We start from the raw sequence: 17,839 nt of genomic DNA, 5'->3' as shown, positions 1-17,839 counted from the left end.
AATGACGATCATACTTTAATCGCCATTAAGTAGTAAGCAAAGTGTGATACTAGCACTATAATACCACACTTAAATAGCAAAAGAATCACACTGAAGTCCCTCGTCACTCATTCAATACACTGAGTTTATTACAAAAATAACCTTGGGCACCATAAATGCCGAGTTTATTTAATGCATCCCACTCACCTTTCGATTCCACACCAACCGCAATAACAATAGTAGCCAAATTAACAGTACCACCTAGGATACTGCGGATCGCCAGTTGATTAATTTGACGTTTATGTAAATCACGAACTAAACTGTGGTGAATTTTGATAACGTCGACATCTAACTTCTTAATATAAGATGAATCAACCACATCTTGACCAACCATATCCACAGCGATACAACAGCCCAGTGCTTTTAGATTTTTAACGGGATCTAATAACATCTCTAAATTACGATTAATTTGATATTCATGTATTTCAAAATTCAGCATCGCGCGTAATCTCACCGGTAAGCGGATAATATCGAGGTAAACGGCGCGCATAAAACGTTTATCCAAATAACTCTGAATATCTAAGTTTATCCCACAAGAAATAGGCTCACCTTGCTCTAGATTCGAGATCGCCCGCTCTACGGTTAGCCGATCAATGCGTTTAAGTACGCCACATTTTTCTGCCATTGGTAAAAAGACCCCCGCATGAACCCATTCATCATTCTCGTCTTTTAACCTTGGGTAAATTTCATAACCTAATACCTGCTTATCTTCCATGCTTAAAATGAGTTGTTGCTCATAATAGAATGCATTATTTTTGAAGGTTCGCTCAAAGAGCCCACGCCATCTGACAGTGCCTTTCGCATAAACCGGTGTTTTCTCTTCTTGTTCATACAAGAACCAACCAGAGCAACCTTGTAATACCGCAATCTTTAATGCCTGATCAACGCTTTCTAATACTTCTTCTGCGCGTTCAGCATAATTATAAATAGCGACACCAGTATAAAATAATTCATCACAATCCACAGGCGTGAATAAATTGACTCGTGTGAGTAATTTGTACAACTGCTTCATCACAATTTCAGATTCAGGGCCTGTGATCCGAGGCAATAAAATAATAAATTGATCGCCACGATAACGAGCAAGTACAGAGCCAGTAAAACGCTCCACAAACTGACTTAACAGTTCACTGACCGATTTAACCATTTCATCAACACTGGCCACACCATGGTTATAATTTAATTGCGATAATTCATAGAGTTCTATTTTTATAATCGTGCCAGCGTTAACACCGGGATCGGATAACATGGCTTCTAACTGATTTAAAAAGAAATCACGGTTACCAATGCCAGTTGAGGCATCAACAAACGCGTTAGTACGCATATAAGAATCAAAACGACTGCGCTCTTGCTTGGTATCTTCCAAGTCTGCAATTAACTTATCAAACGCTCGGCTGGTTGCTTTTGGCCATTCAGATTCGGATCCAACGGCCACTTTAATATGATCACCGTTGAGAATTTTATAACTGCGTGTAGAAAGTAATTCAGCACCATACATGCCTTTTTTAAGCAGTCTAATGGCAATGACTAAACCAAATAAAACAATGAGTAAACCCGTGCTCACTCCGGTAAATAATTCAGGGGGGTATTCCATCGCATAGTAAGGTGAAAGCATAATAACTTTAGCTTTAAAGTCACTATTCGCTTTTAATTCGAATTGATACTCTTTGAGAAAAGGAATAAAACCATCAGTATCTGGCGCTCGCCCATCAAAGTAGTAACTGACAATGCCATCTTTTTCGACAGTCAGTTGCAATACAGAATGCGCACGTAATAGCTCAGGTAGCCAGAATGCAAAACGAGGTTCACTGTCTTCCATCGCCAGTTGCTCGTCCATCACATCGATCAATCGTGAGATATTTTGCTTTTGGGTTTCAATCGCAAGACCACGTAAACTAACGCCACCACCCAACAATACCACACCAATAGATGACAGTACGCACACAATAATAAAACCAATCAGTTTGTTGGTAAATTTCATATATTCCTATACATCCCTATATCAGAATCCCATGATGAAACACAAATTATGTAACGACAATATAGCCGATATAGTTAATTATTCTACTGTATTCTGCTTTTAATAACATATAAAAAACTAATACGATGTGGCATTAACACAATAAAAAATACCAAAGCGTACACATAACCCTCGATAGCACAATTCCTGAAAAACAAAAAAAGCCCCGAAAAATTCGAGGCTTATATATTTTATTCAACTGAGCTAATCACAAGTTATGAATTATACTTCTAGAGATACCTAATAATTATTCTTTAAGAAGTCATAGGTCGGCGCAGGTACAATTTTTTTAATTGTCTCAAAGTCACGTTCTTTTAAGCACGCTCGCACTTTTGAGGCACTGATAACTTGCTTATCAGCCGAAATTCTTTCAATGATATCAACATCAATATTGTAATCAGGTAGTAGTTCTTGCATCTTTTCGTTGTACTGCCTAGTCACTTTACACGTCGGTTCATTACCTAAAAAGATCGTTTTAATATTTAGTTTTTTTGCGATGTACTCGCAGAAAAACCAAGCTTCCATAGATGCGTCTGCGATGACTTCTCTTTGTTCATCTTTATCAAAATAATCAGGATAAGTCAGCTCTGTACAAATAAATTTCCCACCAGGAAGCACCGTAACATTATTTAAATGTTTTGTGCTTTCAGTAACCAGATGTAGTCTGTCTTTAAATTTGAAAAATGATTGATCTTCTTCAATAACAAAAATGAACAGTTTATCGACCTGCTCTGATGCATACGTTAATAAATGCATATGTCCATTAGTAATAGGATTACAGTTTACTGCAACACTTCCGACTTTCAGTTCATTTGAAACAGTATGCTTACCAAGCATATCAAGATATTCTTTCATCTCCCCCGACTCACAGGTTTGGGCTGTTTGCTTGTATAAATAGTACTTAAAATTATCGAGCACCTTTGAAATTTTTGGACATAAAATCAAGTTAGGATCCAGTCCAACTTCTTTTTCTATAGCGCTTGGTAAGATGAATTCGTTTGTTATAATTTTAGCTAATTTTTTGTTTCCTTTGGGAGAAAAATGACATGAACGCTTAGTTAAATCAGTAAAGAAATCCTTACCACGTTTAATATCATTTAAATCAATTTTTTTAATACTTTCATCTTTAAAGGTTCCAAACTCATCAAAGTCAAAAAGTACTACAACATCACCTTTACTGATATTTATTTGAGTTAAGTGATTTATAGCGAGCAGTAAATTCATACCAGAAATACCATGATTTTCCAGCTTAATATCATCGTGATAAAGTGAAACTTCTTTCTGAATTTGACTTACTAACGTGTCCTCATCACTTACGCCTGTAGAAAACGTTGTGGATGACCCACAAAATAGAATTCTTTTTTTCGATTCTTTCGGCTGATACTTTGTTGTTCTTAAACCATTTGAAACCGAAACAATGCCATTATTAAAGTCTGAATGCAGAATTTTTGTTGCTTTAATAATAGGCGCACTAAATCCATACAACTCTTTAATTTTATCTTTATGCTCAACGCTATATAACCCTTTTATATAACTAGGAGGATTATTCTCTTTGACCCATTCTGATCTACTACGAATGTATAAATCTTGATTTGATAATAGATCTTTTTCTTCTGCTGATTTGTTTTTTAAGGCCGTACCTCTATTCTCAGTTAATATAAAAACAGGTGTCGCACCTTTGCTTTTTATATAATTATTAATATATACGAACTTATCTATATCATTAATACTATCGTTAAATTTATCCATCATAGAAATAAAATCAGAACGACAATTTATTGTTTCTTTGTAATTAGAAACCAACAATTCTCTTTTTTCATTCTCATTAGACATAATGTATAGGTTTAAAAGAAGGAAGTAATACTCTTCCTTTTTCTTTTTCATTAAAAGCTCTTCAAAATAGTTTATAGCTTTATCATAACGACCTAACTTAACATAATTATTCACAACTCTATTACAAACTGACTCGCGATCAAATTTGAATATTATATTATGTGAAACGATATACCATAATAATCTAATTTTAATGCCAATATTAGTATGCTTTAATAACATAATCTTAACCTTAACTATTTTTAATCCGAGTTTTATGTAGAGTGATTAGCACCTATCCATGAGCCATGAGCCATGAGCTATGAAGAAAGTGAGGATTAAATTGCAATATGAAATTTATCGGAAAAACACTATAAATATACTTATGAAAACCATCTATGAATTTGTGCGCAATTGGACCATGTAATTATCCTTAATTCAATGATACAGCGCCTGAATTTGACAAACACTTACATGAGATTACTACTTTAACGAAATAAAACTTAATATTTTCAATATATCCTTAACTGATTAATACCCATCTGTGGCACTAATTATAAAAATAAAAAACCCAGCAGTTATACTGGGTTTGAGACTCTTTCATCTATTTTAAGTGTTTATTATTACACTTTCAAATAAATACGGGATCTAGAACGGAATATCATCATCAAAGTCTGCAGAGGGTTCGTTAAAACCTTGCTGCGGCGCTTGCTGTTGAGGCGCTGGAGCAGGAGCTTGCTGTTTAGGAGCATAGCTTTGCTGTTGCGGTGCCTGTTGTTGCTGTGGCTGTTGGTTATAACCGCCTTGTTGTTGTGGTGCAGCTGCAGGCTGTTGTGGCTGACCCCAACCAGCATTTTGGTTCTGCTGTTGCTGTGGCTGTTGGTTATAACCGCCCTGCTGCTGTTGTTGACCGCCTTGACGCGAACCAATCATTTGCATTACACCGTTAAAACCTTGTACTACAACTTCTGTTGTAAAACGATCTTGGCCATTTTGATCTTGCCATTTACGTGTTTGTAATGCGCCTTCAATATATACCTGAGAACCTTTACGTAAGTATTCACCCGCAATTTCAGCAAGTTTACCGAATACAGCAACACGGTGCCATTCGGTTTTTTCACGCTGTTCACCAGTTTGCTTATCACGCCATGATTCACTTGTCGCAATCGTTAGATTGGCAACCGCGCCACCATTTGGAAATGAGCGGATTTCAGGATCATTACCTAAATTACCAAGAATAATTACTTTATTTACGCCACGACTGGCCATGCTAGCTCCTGTGCTGTTCACGAACCAGGTTCAAAGCCTGGTCTATTTCAAAATCTTTGGTCGCTTTTAAATAAGCAACCTGCTCTTCTAATACTACTACAGCTTCATTAATACCGGAAAGCGATATTAGCTTTTCGGCGATTAATTCAGCTTCTCTTTGGTTGGCAATGGTCACAGAAATGGTGAGAGCTTTCACCTGACCAACATTTTCTAAGCCTAAAGAGATAGCAAACCACACTATCATTACCGCGGCAATGACAAAGAATAGACCTTGTGACCCCAATTGAGAATACAAACTACCAGCCATAATACCGCCACAAAATGCACCCGCAAATTGTGATGTCGAGTAGACGCCCATTGCCGAGCCTTTTGCGCCAGCCGGTGCCGACATCGAGATCATGGCAGGCAAAGAGGCTTCCAAAAAGTTAAATGCGGTAAAATACAACACGATAGCGAGTGCAAAGAGCCATAAATTGCCATTTGCAAATCCCATCACACAAAGCGCAAAGCCCATCAATGCAATCGCGAATAAGAAAAATTGCTTATTCATTTTCTTCTTCGCAGCAATTATGAGCATTGGCACCATTAATACAAATGATAGCAGTAATGCAGGGAAATATATCCACCAGTGGTGCTCACCAACGAGCCCAGCCGATTCTAATTCAAATGGCAGTGATACAAACACAGCGGTCAAGGTTAAATGCAGCAAAAAGATACCGGCATCTAAACGTAATAGCTGCGGATCACGTAACATTGCTCTTAATTTATGACGATTAGTACTCGCATCGCCTTTGGGTGCTTTGGCTGTTGCATTCGGCACAATAAAATGCACAACAAGCATACCGATAATGGCAAGTACTGCGGTCACAAAGAAAATGCCTTTAAGACCAATCCACTGCGCTAATACAGGCCCAGCCACCAGCGAAAAGGCAAACGAAAGTCCGATACACATGCCAATAACAGCCATCACCTTCGGTCGCTGTTGTTCACGGGTAATATCTGCAGCTAACGCAAGAATCGCACTGGCAACAGCCCCTGTGCCTTGTAATACACGTCCAAAAGCAACGCCATAAACCGAATCTGCGAGACCTGCTACAATACTACCTAAACAAAATAAGCCTAGACCCGCAATAATAACTGGTTTACGGCCAATCCGATCGGATAACTGTCCCATCGGTATTTGTAATATGGCTTGGGTTAATCCATAAGCACCGATCACGATACCCACCCACAATGGCGAATAGCCAATCAAATCACGTCCATAAATGGCAAAAACGGGCATGATCATAAATAAGCCCAGCATTCTTAAACCAAATACCAATGCTAATGACACTGCTGTTTTTTGCTCTAATTTAGATAAAGCTACATTATCCATAATTAATCCATCAACCTCTCAATATTTACGGCGCCATATTAACACATCATCTAAGCTGAAAATAAAAATCATTTAAAACAGCCAGAATAAACGTCATCATGCTTTAGCATTAACAAAAAACGAAAATAACCGTAAAATACCGAATTAACTAAGTAGGTTGAAACAAAACACCAAAATTAATACTTAATACAATGATAATTAAAACAAACCACAACATTAAACCATTGATATAGCTAAATAATAAAGTATGAGTCGAGATAAAACTAAATGCGAACTTGACTCATTTATAGCACACCGATATGTTAAGTATGAATTAACAACTGGTTAACATGTCATTTTCCAGAGAGATTAGCTCGCGACTTCCACTGTCAGTTAGTACTTTAGTATCAGCCGTATCGAACTTAGGTATTACAATTAACACTTTAATTAAGTCATTAGCTAAGTTTAACCGTTTTATAATGCTATTTAGCATGGATATGGATATCACAACACAAACTAAAGGATTTAGTCATATGTCGGATTACCCAAATGTAGTATTGCTGTCTCAACCGAGTCTACAAGTTGCCACTTTGGTTTCTTGTTTAAGAGCTAAACTCGATATACCTGTACAACAGTTACGTGAAGTAGCCGAAGTTGAACGCATCTCAATCGATGACAATTTATTATTACTCGTTGATACAGACAACCTCAGTGCAATCTCACAAGAGCAGCTAAAAAACAAATTAAAGCAATACCATGGTATGTTTCGCTTAGCCCTGATTAATTTGAGTGATGACACCACTATGGAGAACATTTCCACTTGGCCATCTATATTCGGCGTATTTAATAAGCGTGATGAACTCGATATCGTTTGCAAAGGCATACAAAAGATCACCGAAGGTGAATTCTGGATGCCACGACGTACACTCAGTTCATTGATCTCCATTTACCGCTCTACTAAAGCCGTTGATCTAGACCGAAAACCAGAACTCACAACACGTGAACAAGAGATCTTGCGTCAGCTAATGACGGGCTCATCAAATTTAGAGATTGCCGATGCGCTTTATGTCAGTGAGCACACGATCAAGTCACATTTATATAATGTATTCAAAAAGATAAAAGTAAAAAATCGCCTACAAGCGGTATCATGGGCAAAAGAAAATCTTATCTAATTAAAGCTGAGTTATTAAAACAATTAAGCTCGAAACCTTAGACCAATGTAACTTAAAAGTCATATCTAATATGACTTTTTTTATACTTAAAATTAGATAAATTTATAACAACCTCAACCTGCTATGTTACATTTATGTTATAACTATGGTACTTCTAATACTAATTAATGAAAACGTATGGATACGTAACCCTATCGCTCACCATTCAAAGGATCTGAAGTGGAGCAAAAATACGACACTCATAATAGGCTCCCACAGGGAGGCCAAGACGAAATTGATCTTACGCATCTCTTTAATATAATTAGGCGCTCGTTTTTACGAATCTGTGTTATCACCACCATTGTTAGCATTATTGCTGCCATTTTTATTTCTGACCTGCCACCTATTTATAAAGCCAGCACAGCTTTACAATTACAAATACAGCAAGCGAAGCCAATTGCCATCCAAGGTCTATTACAAAGCGATATAAACAACAAAGATGACTTCCAAACTCAAATTGAAATCTTACGTTCAGACGTGATCACCGAAAAAGTCATCACCAAACTCAATTTATCTCAACACCCTTATTACACACAAGATAAACCGAATAGTAAATTAAGCTTGATACTCGATAACATCATTCATTTTATATCACCAACAAAAAAACAAGCTAAGGTAATAAACCCACACGCTTTTATTGGCCAGATAAAATCAGCAGTGAATATATCACTCATTAAAAACACCCAATTACTCACCATCAGTTATGAGCATACCGTGCCAGAATTGGCCGCTTTAATCTCGAATACCTATGCCGATGTGTACATCCAACACAACCGTGATTTTCGGGTCCAACAAACAGTTACCGCATCACTTTGGCTTAAAGAAGGGGTGCAAGCGCTCAAAGATAACTTGAATACTGCAGAAAGTAATCTCACTCATTTCCTTCAACAAGAAAACTTAATTAATGACAGTGGCATTGATAATTTCACTGCAATAGAATTACAGAACCTCACCACTAAATTAAACTCGATTAGAAGTGAATTAATTGGTGCGCAAACCTTATATCGACAAATAAGCCAAGCGCAAAATTTAGACTTGCTCACCTCAACCTCAATCAAGGCATTATCCAATCACGCAGTGATAGTTGAATTAAGAAATGATTACACCCGAGCAAGGCACAGTATCGCCGAATTATCCAAACGCTATGGTCCACAACACGACAAAATGATCCAGGCAAATGCACAGCTCAGCGCCGCAGAAAAGAATGCCCAAAACGCCTTAAAACAACTGGCTCTCGGGTTTAAAAAAAATCTCAGCTTACTTGAACAAAATGAATCCGCCGTGATCGCAATATTAGAAAGTAAAAAAGCAGAACACCGCACCCTGATAAAACAAAAAGCACGTTATAAAGAACTCAACCGAGAGTTAACCTCGAGCAACGAACTGTATAATATGTTTTTAATGCGTTTGAAAGAAACAAACCTCACCAACAATCTTAACCTATCAACAGCTACGATCATCAATATCGCTAAAACGCCTTTATCCCCTTTTAAACCCAAACGCGCATTGATCTTAGTGCTCGTGATCTTATTAACATTAATGCTGTTAGTCGCGCATGCTCTACTACATGCGCTATTTTTTGTGAATCAAGACAATGTCACTAATCTACCAACGCCATTACTTGGCTCACTCCCCAACTTTAAAGCGATTGATAAAAAATTCCATCAACAATCGCCACAGCAATTATTTCTTAGCAATAAAATAATTTTTGAAGCCGCGCAAAATTTACGTACATCATTGCAATTGTCCGCCAAAACCAAGCAACCACAAGTCATCATGATCAGCTCCAACACTGTTGGCGAAGGGAAAAGTACATCCGCTATTTATCTCGCAATGGCGTTAGCACAATCCCACAGAACCCTTATTTTAGAGGCTGATTTACGTAGACCGTCAATAAGAAGAAAAATGGGGATCCCCAATAGCCAACGTGGATTAACTGATATTCTCAGTAAAAGTGGCAGTTTAAATAGCTATATATGGCGTGATCAACAAACCAATTTAGCCGTATTATCGGCAGGAGAGTTAACCGAAAGCCCATCCAATTTACTGAGCTCTACACGTTTTTCCAGTTGCCTGACCATTTTAAGATCGCAATATGATTATATTATTATTGATTCGCCACCAAGTCAGTTAGTCAGTGACGCATTAATTATTGGGCAACAATCTGATTTTAATATACTCGTGACCCGTGTAAACAACTCCAAGATTGGTGAGCTTAACAGCACCATCGAATTACTGGCAAAGCATGGCGTCAGTACCGATGGCATCATATTAAACCAAGAGTCATTAAAAAATGATAAACGCTATCAGTACCAATACCAGTATCACAATAAAAGTCAAAAGGAAATTGCACAGGCCTCATAGCCGTGCTTCATAACCAATGAAAATCTTAAAACACTTACTGCTAATAGTATCCTCTATATTAACTTTATTTCTATTCAGTTCTCGGGTGGCCGCGTCAGAGCTAAGTCTAGAGACAAGTTCAGAGCTTGGGTTTAACGTCATCCCCAGTCTTTCAATCAATTATAAACACGACGATAATATTACCAACACCAAAAATAATCAGCAGGCCTCTAACTTAATAGAGATAATGCCAGCATTACGTATTGAAGGACAAAAGTATAACAATAAATTCATTTTAGACTACACGGGACAGCAAGCTTTATATAGTGAAAACGCTGAGAACAATTATACTGACCACCAGCTTAAAGCCGAACTTAATAGAGCCTCGAATAGCCGTCATCAACTTGCTATTTCATACCAATTTAACCTTGCCCATGATGCCGTCAATACAGGAATATCAGAAGGTAATAAGCAAGTAACAGCGCCCTCCAGATTTTACAACCAGCAAGTTGCATTAAGTTATGTTTATGGCAGGCAATCTTCACAAGCCAGACTCAAACCTCGGTTTAGTTTTAATAATAAACGTTACGACAAGGATAACTCAAGTTACACACCCATGGCTGATTTCAACGAATATGACTACGGCCTCGCTTTTGACTATCACATCGGGGCTAGCTTAAATTTATTGCTTGATATCAGTAATCGCGTAAGCAATTACCAAGGCACCGCGAATCAAAAAGATAGTAATAATAGTCTGTTGTATACCGGTATACACTGGAACATAAGTGGTAAAACACAAGGTATTGTAAAAATAGGTTATGAGAAAATTAATTTCTCCGACAGTCATCGAGAATCTCAAGCTAACCCAAGCTGGGATATTGGTATTAATTGGCATCCAAAAACATATTCCATCTTCAACATCAATGCCACTCAAAAGATCACCAATGCTGTCACAGGGACAGACAGTATAGAAGCAAATCGAAAGTCAATAAGCTGGAAACACACCTGGCGTTATAATTTATCGAGTTCATTAGCTTATCAGCATCTCAATGAAACATACCAACACAGTGCTCGTGAAGATAAGAGCAATGCCATCAACCTCATGCTGTCTTATCAATTAAGGTATTGGCTTGCATTCGGTCTTAGCTATGAACATCAAAGTAAATCATCTTCAGAAGTTCACTTAGGCTATGACAAAAGTATTTATGGATTAACCAGTTCCCTCGTATTTTAAATGAAAGGAGTATTTAAAATGAAAGGCTACATACATTTACACCGCGCTATTGTCATCTTTATAGTATTGTTAGTGAATTCCGCTAAAGCCCACGAACAACACCACACTTATAAACTTGGTGCTGGCGATAAACTGTCTATTAAGATCTACGGCGAACCCGATCTAAGCATGTCCATATTAGTTGATACATCAGGTAGCATTGATTACCCCTACCTCGGTGAAATCAAAGTGGTCGGCTTAACCCTAGCCGAGATCAAACAAAAAATTTATCTTGGCTTAAAAGGGCCCTATTTAATCTCACCGAAGGTCATGGTCAGTATCGCGACTTTCCGCCAATTTTACATTAAAGGCGAAGTAAAGCGTCCCGGTGGATACCCGTTTAGACCCGGGTTAACTGTTGATAAGGCAATCGCACTAGCAGGTGGGTTCACTGAGCGGGCTGCAAAACAATCCATTATGCTGTCGAATAACAACGATCTAAACCTGACACTTAAGGTTGCACCTGGCGACCACGTGGCGCCTGACGACATTCTTAATATTGAAGAGAGTTTCTTCTAAAGTAATGCCTAACAAGCCCTAATATGCGATACTAATTGATTATTTTATGTAGTGTGAGTTATGTATGGATCAAATCATTGTTCGGGGCGCACGCACCCATAACCTTAAAGATATCAATGTTGAACTACCTCGCGATAAGCTGATTGTAATCACAGGGTTGTCGGGTTCAGGTAAGTCGTCATTAGCATTTGATACGCTTTATGCAGAAGGTCAACGCCGTTATGTAGAATCACTTTCTGCCTACGCCAGACAGTTTTTATCCTTGATGGAAAAGCCCGATGTCGATCATATTGAAGGTTTGTCACCGGCGATCTCTATCGAGCAAAAGTCCACGTCACATAATCCACGCTCAACAGTCGGTACTATCACCGAGATCTATGATTACCTGCGTTTGCTATTTGCTCGTGTCGGAGAGCCTCGCTGCCCAACCCATAATGCACCTTTAGCGGCACAAACCATTACCCAAATGGTAGATCATGTTTTGGAATTAGAGACCGGGCGTAAACTTATGCTGCTCGCGCCGATCGTGAAAGAACGTAAAGGTGAGCATGTTAAAACGCTGGCGGGCTTAGCCAGTCAAGGTTATATACGAGCACGCATCGATGGTGAAGTCTGCGATCTATCCGATCCGCCAGCTTTAGATCTACATAAAAAGCACACCATTGAAGTTGTCATCGATCGTTTTAAAGTTCGTGATGATCTACAATTACGTCTATCCGAGTCTTTTGAAACCGCACTAAACTTATCAGGCGGCACCGCTTACATTGCCGATATGGATGAAAGCGATGCAGAACCGATCGTCTTTTCAGCTAACTTTGCTTGCCCACATTGTGGTTACAGCATGGCAGAGCTTGAACCAAGGATCTTCTCATTCAACAATCCAGCAGGTGCTTGTCATACCTGTGATGGGCTTGGTGTTCAACAATACTTTGATCACGATCGTGTTATCATTAATGCTGATCTGAGCCTCTCAGGTGGCGCGATCCGTGGTTGGGATAAACGTAATTTTTATTACTTCCAAATGCTCAGCTCACTGGCGAAACACTACAAGTTTGATTTGACTAAACCATTTAATTCATTAGCCAGTGAAGTACAAGGTTATATTCTGCAAGGCAGTGGCGAGCAAGAAATTGAATTTAACTATGTGAATGATCGCGGTGATATCGTCGTTCGCTGCCACGCTTTCGAAGGCATCATTCCGAATATGCAGCGCCGTTACAAAGAAACCGAATCGAATGCGGTACGTGAAGAACTTGGTAAATACTTAACCACTAAGTCTTGTGAGACCTGTTCAGGTTCTCGTCTACGTCAAGAAGCTCGCCACGTTTACATTCAAGAAACCACCTTACCAGAAGTGTCGCATATGGCCATAGGTGAAGCATTCGAATTCTTTTCCAAAATGGCGCTACCAGGTCAAAAAGGCCAGATAGCCGAAAAGATCCTTAAAGAGATTGGTGATCGTCTTGGCTTCTTAGTCAATGTAGGTCTGAATTATTTAAGTCTAGAGCGCAGCGCCGAAACGCTATCTGGCGGTGAAGCACAGCGTATTCGTCTTGCTAGCCAAATTGGTGCTGGTCTGGTTGGCGTGATGTACGTGCTCGATGAACCTTCGATCGGTTTGCACCAACGAGATAATGAACGCTTATTACAAACCCTGATCCATCTACGTGATCTTGGCAATACAGTGATAGTGGTTGAACACGATGAAGATGCGATCCGTGCGGCCGATTATGTCCTAGATATTGGTCCAGGTGCTGGTGTGCATGGTGGCGAGATCGTGGCACGAGGTAACGTGGATGATATCTTGAAAAGTGAAAACTCACTGACCGCCGATTATCTCAGTGGTCGTAAAGCAATTGAGATCCCAGCGCAACGTACACCATTAACCGACAAATGGGTTCATTTAAAAGGAGCAAGCGGCAACAACCTTAAAAATGTTGATTTGTCCGTGCCAGTTGGCGTAATGACCTGTGTAACAGGTGTGTCAGGTTCAGGTAAATCAACCCTCATAAATGATACCTTCTTTAAGATCGCGCATATTGAATTGAACGGCGCAACGGTGACAGTCCCTTCACCTTACACCTCCATTGAAGGTTTAGATCAGCTTGATAAAGTTGTCGACATTGATCAAAGTCCAATCGGCCGAACCCCGCGTTCTAACCCTGCAACTTATACAGGTATTTTCACCGCTATCCGCGAGATCTTTGCCGGAACACAAGAAGCACGTTCGCGTGGTTATAAACCAGGTCGATTTAGTTTTAACGTGAAAGGCGGTCGCTGTGAAGCTTGCCAAGGTGATGGTCTAATTAAAGTAGAAATGCACTTCTTACCTGATGTTTATGTCCCTTGTGACAACTGCAAAAGCCAACGTTATAACCGTGAAACATTAGAAGTCCGCTACAAAGGCAAAAATATTCACGAAGTATTAAATATGACCGTCGAAGAAGCGAATACCTTCTTTGCACCAATCCCACCTATCGCACGTAAGTTACAAACCTTAATGGATGTAGGTCTGTCTTACATACGCCTCGGTCAGTCTGCGACGACGTTATCTGGTGGTGAAGCACAACGCGTGAAACTAGCGAAAGAGTTATCAAAACGCGATACAGGCCAAACTTTGTATATCTTAGACGAACCAACGACAGGTTTGCATTTTCATGATATTAAATTACTCATGAAAGTATTACATCGCTTACGCGATCACGGTAATACTATCGTCATTATTGAGCATAACCTTGATGTCGTGAAGACAGCAGATTGGGTGATCGATCTCGGTCCAGAAGGTGGCAGCGGCGGTGGTGAGATTCTTGTCGCCGGAACACCGGAAACCGTATCTGAACATCCAGACAGTCATACTGCACGTTTTCTAAAACCCATGTTAGAACGCGCAAAACAACTGAGTACTTTCAACTAACAGAATAATATCAACAAAGAGTCATAGTATGAATCTAACAACATTGAAAAAAGGATTTTTCATTACGTTCGCCGTGTATATGTTGATCGGGATGCATTATTTTCAACATAACGGCGGCGGTTCAGGACTGCACTTGCCTTTTAATGCGATTGGTTGGATGTTTATTTCAACCTTAATCGGCATTGGTTTGTGGCAAGCGACATTACAAGCGAAACTGGTTTACTCCCAAATGAGCTTACTGTTTATCGCTGCCACGCTAGTCATGCTACTACCGGTATTATATGCCGACCCTATCGTTGCTGGTCTCAGTTATACCCGCTTATTTGGTTTAGTCGGTGGTTTACTGTTTTTTGTTGCTCTGCAGCAATTACAGCTTACTCAGCAACAACGCCTGACGCTATTATATTTAATTTTAGGCGCCGTATTTATCGAGGCACTGTTTAGTCTCGTCCAATACTATTTGCTACCGGTTAATAATACCCTTGGTTATCATAAAAGCGCCAATCGTCCCTATGGTATTTTTCAACAACCCAATGTCTCTGCTTCATTTTTAACAACAGGTATTGCCCTCGCTTTATACCTGCTGACACAAACTAAATTGGATGAAAAAAAGAAACGTCTATTTTGCTATATCACCACTTTCATGGCCATTATTCCCGTTGTATTGCTGCAATCTCGAACTGGTTACCTATCATTATTAATTGCACCGGCGCTCATGTTACCTTGGGTGTGGCAACAATTACGGGAGTCTGAACAATCAGAAAGTCTGTTAATTTGGTTAGTTTGTAGTGTTATCGCTGTTGCCATTGGTGCTTACTCGTTAGAAACCGCAAACAAAGTAGCGCGTTCTGCAGCCGCGCTAACAGATCCAGGCGCACGCGTGCCTATCTATCTACATGGGTTAGCTATGTGGTTAGAGAAACCTTTCCTCGGTTGGGGTTACGGTAGCTTTGAAGTCGCGTATCTCAATTCGTACAGCCAAGCACTGAGCCAAGGGCTGGCATTACCTGGATCACCAGAAAATCTTGACCACCCACATAATGAATTATTATATTGGGGTATCGAAGGTGGCCTTGTTGCATTAGCTGGGATCGCGTTATTAATGATTGGTTTCTTACGTATTATCGTCAAGCAGCCATTATGGCAAGCGATGGCGTTATTAGGACTGGTATTTCCATTGGTTTTACATAGCCAGACAGAATATCCGTTTTATCATGCCGTCGTGCATTGGGTGGTATTCTTAACCTTGGTTTGGTATATCTGCAGTCGTTATAGCAATACCAAAACAATCAAATTTAGTTACACCTTTTTATTGCGTACCTTAGCATTATTTATCCCCTTAGTTACGGGGTTATTTATGCTAACGACATTGCATACGAATAAATTGTTAACCCAATATGAGCGCAGTGATCGCAGTAATATAACGCCACTGACAAAAGTCGTCAATCCAGTCGCTTGGATCACACGATTAGAGTTCAACACTATGATGTATCGCTTGCAAATCGCGATATACAATAACGATATAGCAGAGCTGAATCACTATATGGATTGGGCTGCTGAGATCTCACAGAAAACACCAAGAGCAAATATTTATATTAATTGGGTTCGCGCATTAGCAAAATTAGGCAAAAAAGAAGAATCAGCGATACTGTTAAAACAAACTGTACTTCTCTACCCAACGAATAAATTAGTGCAGAAATTTGCAGCGAGTCAGGCTAACACCACTTATTTTCAATAGCTGAAAGTGAAGGTCATTAAGGCAATACTAAAAAAGCCACGTTCCATTATTCATGAAGCGTGGCTTTTCATATTAAATCAGTTTCACTAGCCCTTAGCTGCTACAGCATTAGCTAGCCGTATTTAACGTATTTTTAGTTCAAGGTTTCTTCTAAGGCACGTAAACACAATGCAACATTTTCACCGCGCGCCGCATAACCCATTAAACCAATACGCCATGCTTTACCTGCGAATGCACCCAGACCGGCACCGATTTCAAGGTTATAGGTTTGTAATAATTGGTTACGCACAGCAGCATCATCAACACCGTCAGGAATAACGACCGTATTTAGCTGTGGTAAACGGCACGCTTCATCAACAATAAACTCGATGCCCATTTTTTCTAAACCAGCACGTAATGCTAAATGTTGCTGTGCATGACGTTCCCATGCACTCTCTAAGCCTTCAGTTTGTAATTGCACTAATGATTCATGTAATGCATATAGGGTATTTACCGGCGCAGTATGGTGATAAGTACGTTTACCTTCACCTGACCAATAGCTCATCACAAGCGTTTGATCTAAGAACCAACTTTGGACAGGTACAGACCGGTTTTGAATTCTTTCAACGGCTGCAGGACTGAAGCTCACCGGAGAGATACCCGGGACACAAGACAAGCACTTTTGAGTACCAGAATAAATGGCATCAATGCCCCAATCATCCACATACAAAGGCACGCCACCGAGTGACGTCACCGCATCAACAATCGATAAGCAATCATATTGCCTTGCTAGTGCACAAAGAGTCTTGGCATCAGAAAGTACACCTGTTGATGTTTCAGCATGTACAAATGCGACAATTTTCGCATCAGGATGGGCTTTTAACGCCGCTTCAAGTTTTTCTGGATCAACGGGTTTGCCCCATTCATCTTCTACTTTAACCAGTACGCCACCAGAGCGTGTTACGTTTTCAGCCATACGATTACCAAACACACCGTTGATACATACAATGACTTTATCACCAGGCTCAATCAAATTCACAAAGCAAGTTTCCATGCCTGCAGAACCAGGAGCTGAAACCGCCATAGTACAAGGATTCTTGGTTTGAAATGCATACTGCAGCAATTCTTTTACTTCATCCATCATTTTTACAAATGTCGGGTCAAGATGACCAACGGTCGGACGACTTAATGCTTGTAATACGTTCGGATAAACATCTGAAGGACCAGGTCCCATCAAAGTACGTTGTGGTGGATAAAAAGAGGTAATGCTCATTCAATTTCCTTGTCATATTGTGAGAACCAGTAATCAGAAGCAGTGTACCTAAATGACCCTGCCTTTGTCCTACGTTCTAAACTATCTGTTAAGCTTAC

The 17,839-nt window shown here is 39.6% G+C and carries 11 protein-coding genes; 6 read left to right on the top strand and 5 right to left on the bottom strand.

Annotated elements, in window-relative coordinates:
• Positions 1-103: 103 nt before the first annotated feature.
• From HWV03_RS00945 to HWV03_RS00930, 4 genes are all read right to left on the bottom strand, one after another.
• The gene (locus tag HWV03_RS00945; protein ID WP_211678097.1) at positions 104-2,017 is read right to left on the bottom strand and encodes an EAL domain-containing protein; all 1,914 of its coding nucleotides are present in this window, start codon (positions 2,015-2,017) and stop codon (positions 104-106) included.
• A gap of 279 nt (positions 2,018-2,296) precedes the next feature.
• Positions 2,297-4,111 carry a hypothetical protein gene (locus HWV03_RS00940; RefSeq protein WP_211678096.1) on the bottom strand — a complete coding sequence of 605 codons (1,815 nt, stop codon included), beginning with the start codon at positions 4,109-4,111 and terminating at the stop codon, positions 2,297-2,299.
• A 405-nt stretch (positions 4,112-4,516) separates the two neighbouring features.
• Complete coding sequence (gene ssb, locus HWV03_RS00935; protein ID WP_211678095.1) at positions 4,517-5,137, bottom strand: single-stranded DNA-binding protein; 621 nt, start codon at positions 5,135-5,137, stop codon at positions 4,517-4,519.
• Between the two features lies 1 nt (position 5,138).
• Positions 5,139-6,512, bottom strand: a complete 1,374-nt coding sequence (locus HWV03_RS00930; RefSeq protein WP_211678094.1) for an MFS transporter — start codon at positions 6,510-6,512, stop codon at positions 5,139-5,141.
• Positions 6,513-6,841: 329 nt separating this feature from the next.
• Here HWV03_RS00930 and HWV03_RS00925 point away from each other — a divergent pair, with 329 nt between their 5' ends.
• The 6 genes from HWV03_RS00925 to HWV03_RS00900 all read left to right on the top strand — a co-directional run bounded on the left by HWV03_RS00925 (position 6,842) and on the right by HWV03_RS00900 (position 16,489).
• Positions 6,842-7,663 carry a LuxR C-terminal-related transcriptional regulator gene (locus HWV03_RS00925; protein ID WP_255546993.1) on the top strand — a complete coding sequence of 274 codons (822 nt, stop codon included), beginning with the start codon at positions 6,842-6,844 and terminating at the stop codon, positions 7,661-7,663.
• Positions 7,664-7,882: 219 nt separating this feature from the next.
• Positions 7,883-10,066 (top strand): GumC family protein, encoded by a 2,184-nt coding sequence (locus tag HWV03_RS00920; protein WP_211678093.1) that lies wholly within the window; start codon positions 7,883-7,885, stop codon positions 10,064-10,066.
• A 16-nt stretch (positions 10,067-10,082) separates the two neighbouring features.
• Positions 10,083-11,279, top strand: coding sequence for an outer membrane beta-barrel protein (locus HWV03_RS00915; RefSeq protein ID WP_211678092.1), 1,197 nt, complete (start codon positions 10,083-10,085; stop codon positions 11,277-11,279).
• A gap of 18 nt (positions 11,280-11,297) precedes the next feature.
• On the top strand, positions 11,298-11,837 hold the full coding sequence (locus HWV03_RS00910) for a polysaccharide biosynthesis/export family protein (RefSeq protein ID WP_211678091.1): 540 nt from the start codon (positions 11,298-11,300) through the stop codon (positions 11,835-11,837).
• Between the two features lie 64 nt (positions 11,838-11,901).
• Positions 11,902-14,751 (top strand): excinuclease ABC subunit UvrA, encoded by a 2,850-nt coding sequence (gene uvrA, locus HWV03_RS00905; protein WP_211678090.1) that lies wholly within the window; start codon positions 11,902-11,904, stop codon positions 14,749-14,751.
• A 28-nt stretch (positions 14,752-14,779) separates the two neighbouring features.
• Positions 14,780-16,489: a PglL family O-oligosaccharyltransferase gene (locus HWV03_RS00900; protein WP_211678089.1), complete on the top strand. Its 1,710-nt coding sequence runs from the start codon at positions 14,780-14,782 to the stop codon at positions 16,487-16,489.
• A gap of 133 nt (positions 16,490-16,622) precedes the next feature.
• On the opposite strand, the gene HWV03_RS00895 is transcribed toward HWV03_RS00900, so the two are convergent.
• Positions 16,623-17,741 (bottom strand): pyridoxal-phosphate-dependent aminotransferase family protein, encoded by a 1,119-nt coding sequence (locus HWV03_RS00895; RefSeq protein WP_211678088.1) that lies wholly within the window; start codon positions 17,739-17,741, stop codon positions 16,623-16,625.
• Between the last annotated feature and the right edge of the window lie 98 nt (positions 17,742-17,839).

The sequence above is a fragment of the Moritella sp. 36 genome, assembly GCF_018219415.1.
Taxonomy (GTDB): domain Bacteria; phylum Pseudomonadota; class Gammaproteobacteria; order Enterobacterales; family Moritellaceae; genus Moritella.
Note: the sequence above shows the minus strand (reverse complement) of the source record. Positions and strands in the feature narration are given on the sequence as shown.

Bases quoted from the DNA above. Each gene is read 5' to 3' on its own strand.
- HWV03_RS00945 (WP_211678097.1), bottom strand. From the start codon at position 2,017: ATGAAATTTACCAACAAACTGATTGGTTTTATTATTGTGTGCGTACTG.
- HWV03_RS00940 (WP_211678096.1), bottom strand. From the start codon at position 4,111: ATGTTATTAAAGCATACTAATATTGGCATTAAAATTAGATTATTATGG.
- ssb (WP_211678095.1), bottom strand. From the start codon at position 5,137: ATGGCCAGTCGTGGCGTAAATAAAGTAATTATTCTTGGTAATTTAGGT.
- HWV03_RS00930 (WP_211678094.1), bottom strand. From the start codon at position 6,512: ATGGATAATGTAGCTTTATCTAAATTAGAGCAAAAAACAGCAGTGTCA.
- HWV03_RS00925 (WP_255546993.1), top strand. From the start codon at position 6,842: ATGTCATTTTCCAGAGAGATTAGCTCGCGACTTCCACTGTCAGTTAGT.
- HWV03_RS00915 (WP_211678092.1), top strand. From the start codon at position 10,083: ATGAAAATCTTAAAACACTTACTGCTAATAGTATCCTCTATATTAACT.
- HWV03_RS00910 (WP_211678091.1), top strand. From the start codon at position 11,298: ATGAAAGGCTACATACATTTACACCGCGCTATTGTCATCTTTATAGTA.
- uvrA (WP_211678090.1), top strand. From the start codon at position 11,902: ATGGATCAAATCATTGTTCGGGGCGCACGCACCCATAACCTTAAAGAT.
- HWV03_RS00900 (WP_211678089.1), top strand. From the start codon at position 14,780: ATGAATCTAACAACATTGAAAAAAGGATTTTTCATTACGTTCGCCGTG.
- HWV03_RS00895 (WP_211678088.1), bottom strand. From the start codon at position 17,741: ATGAGCATTACCTCTTTTTATCCACCACAACGTACTTTGATGGGACCT.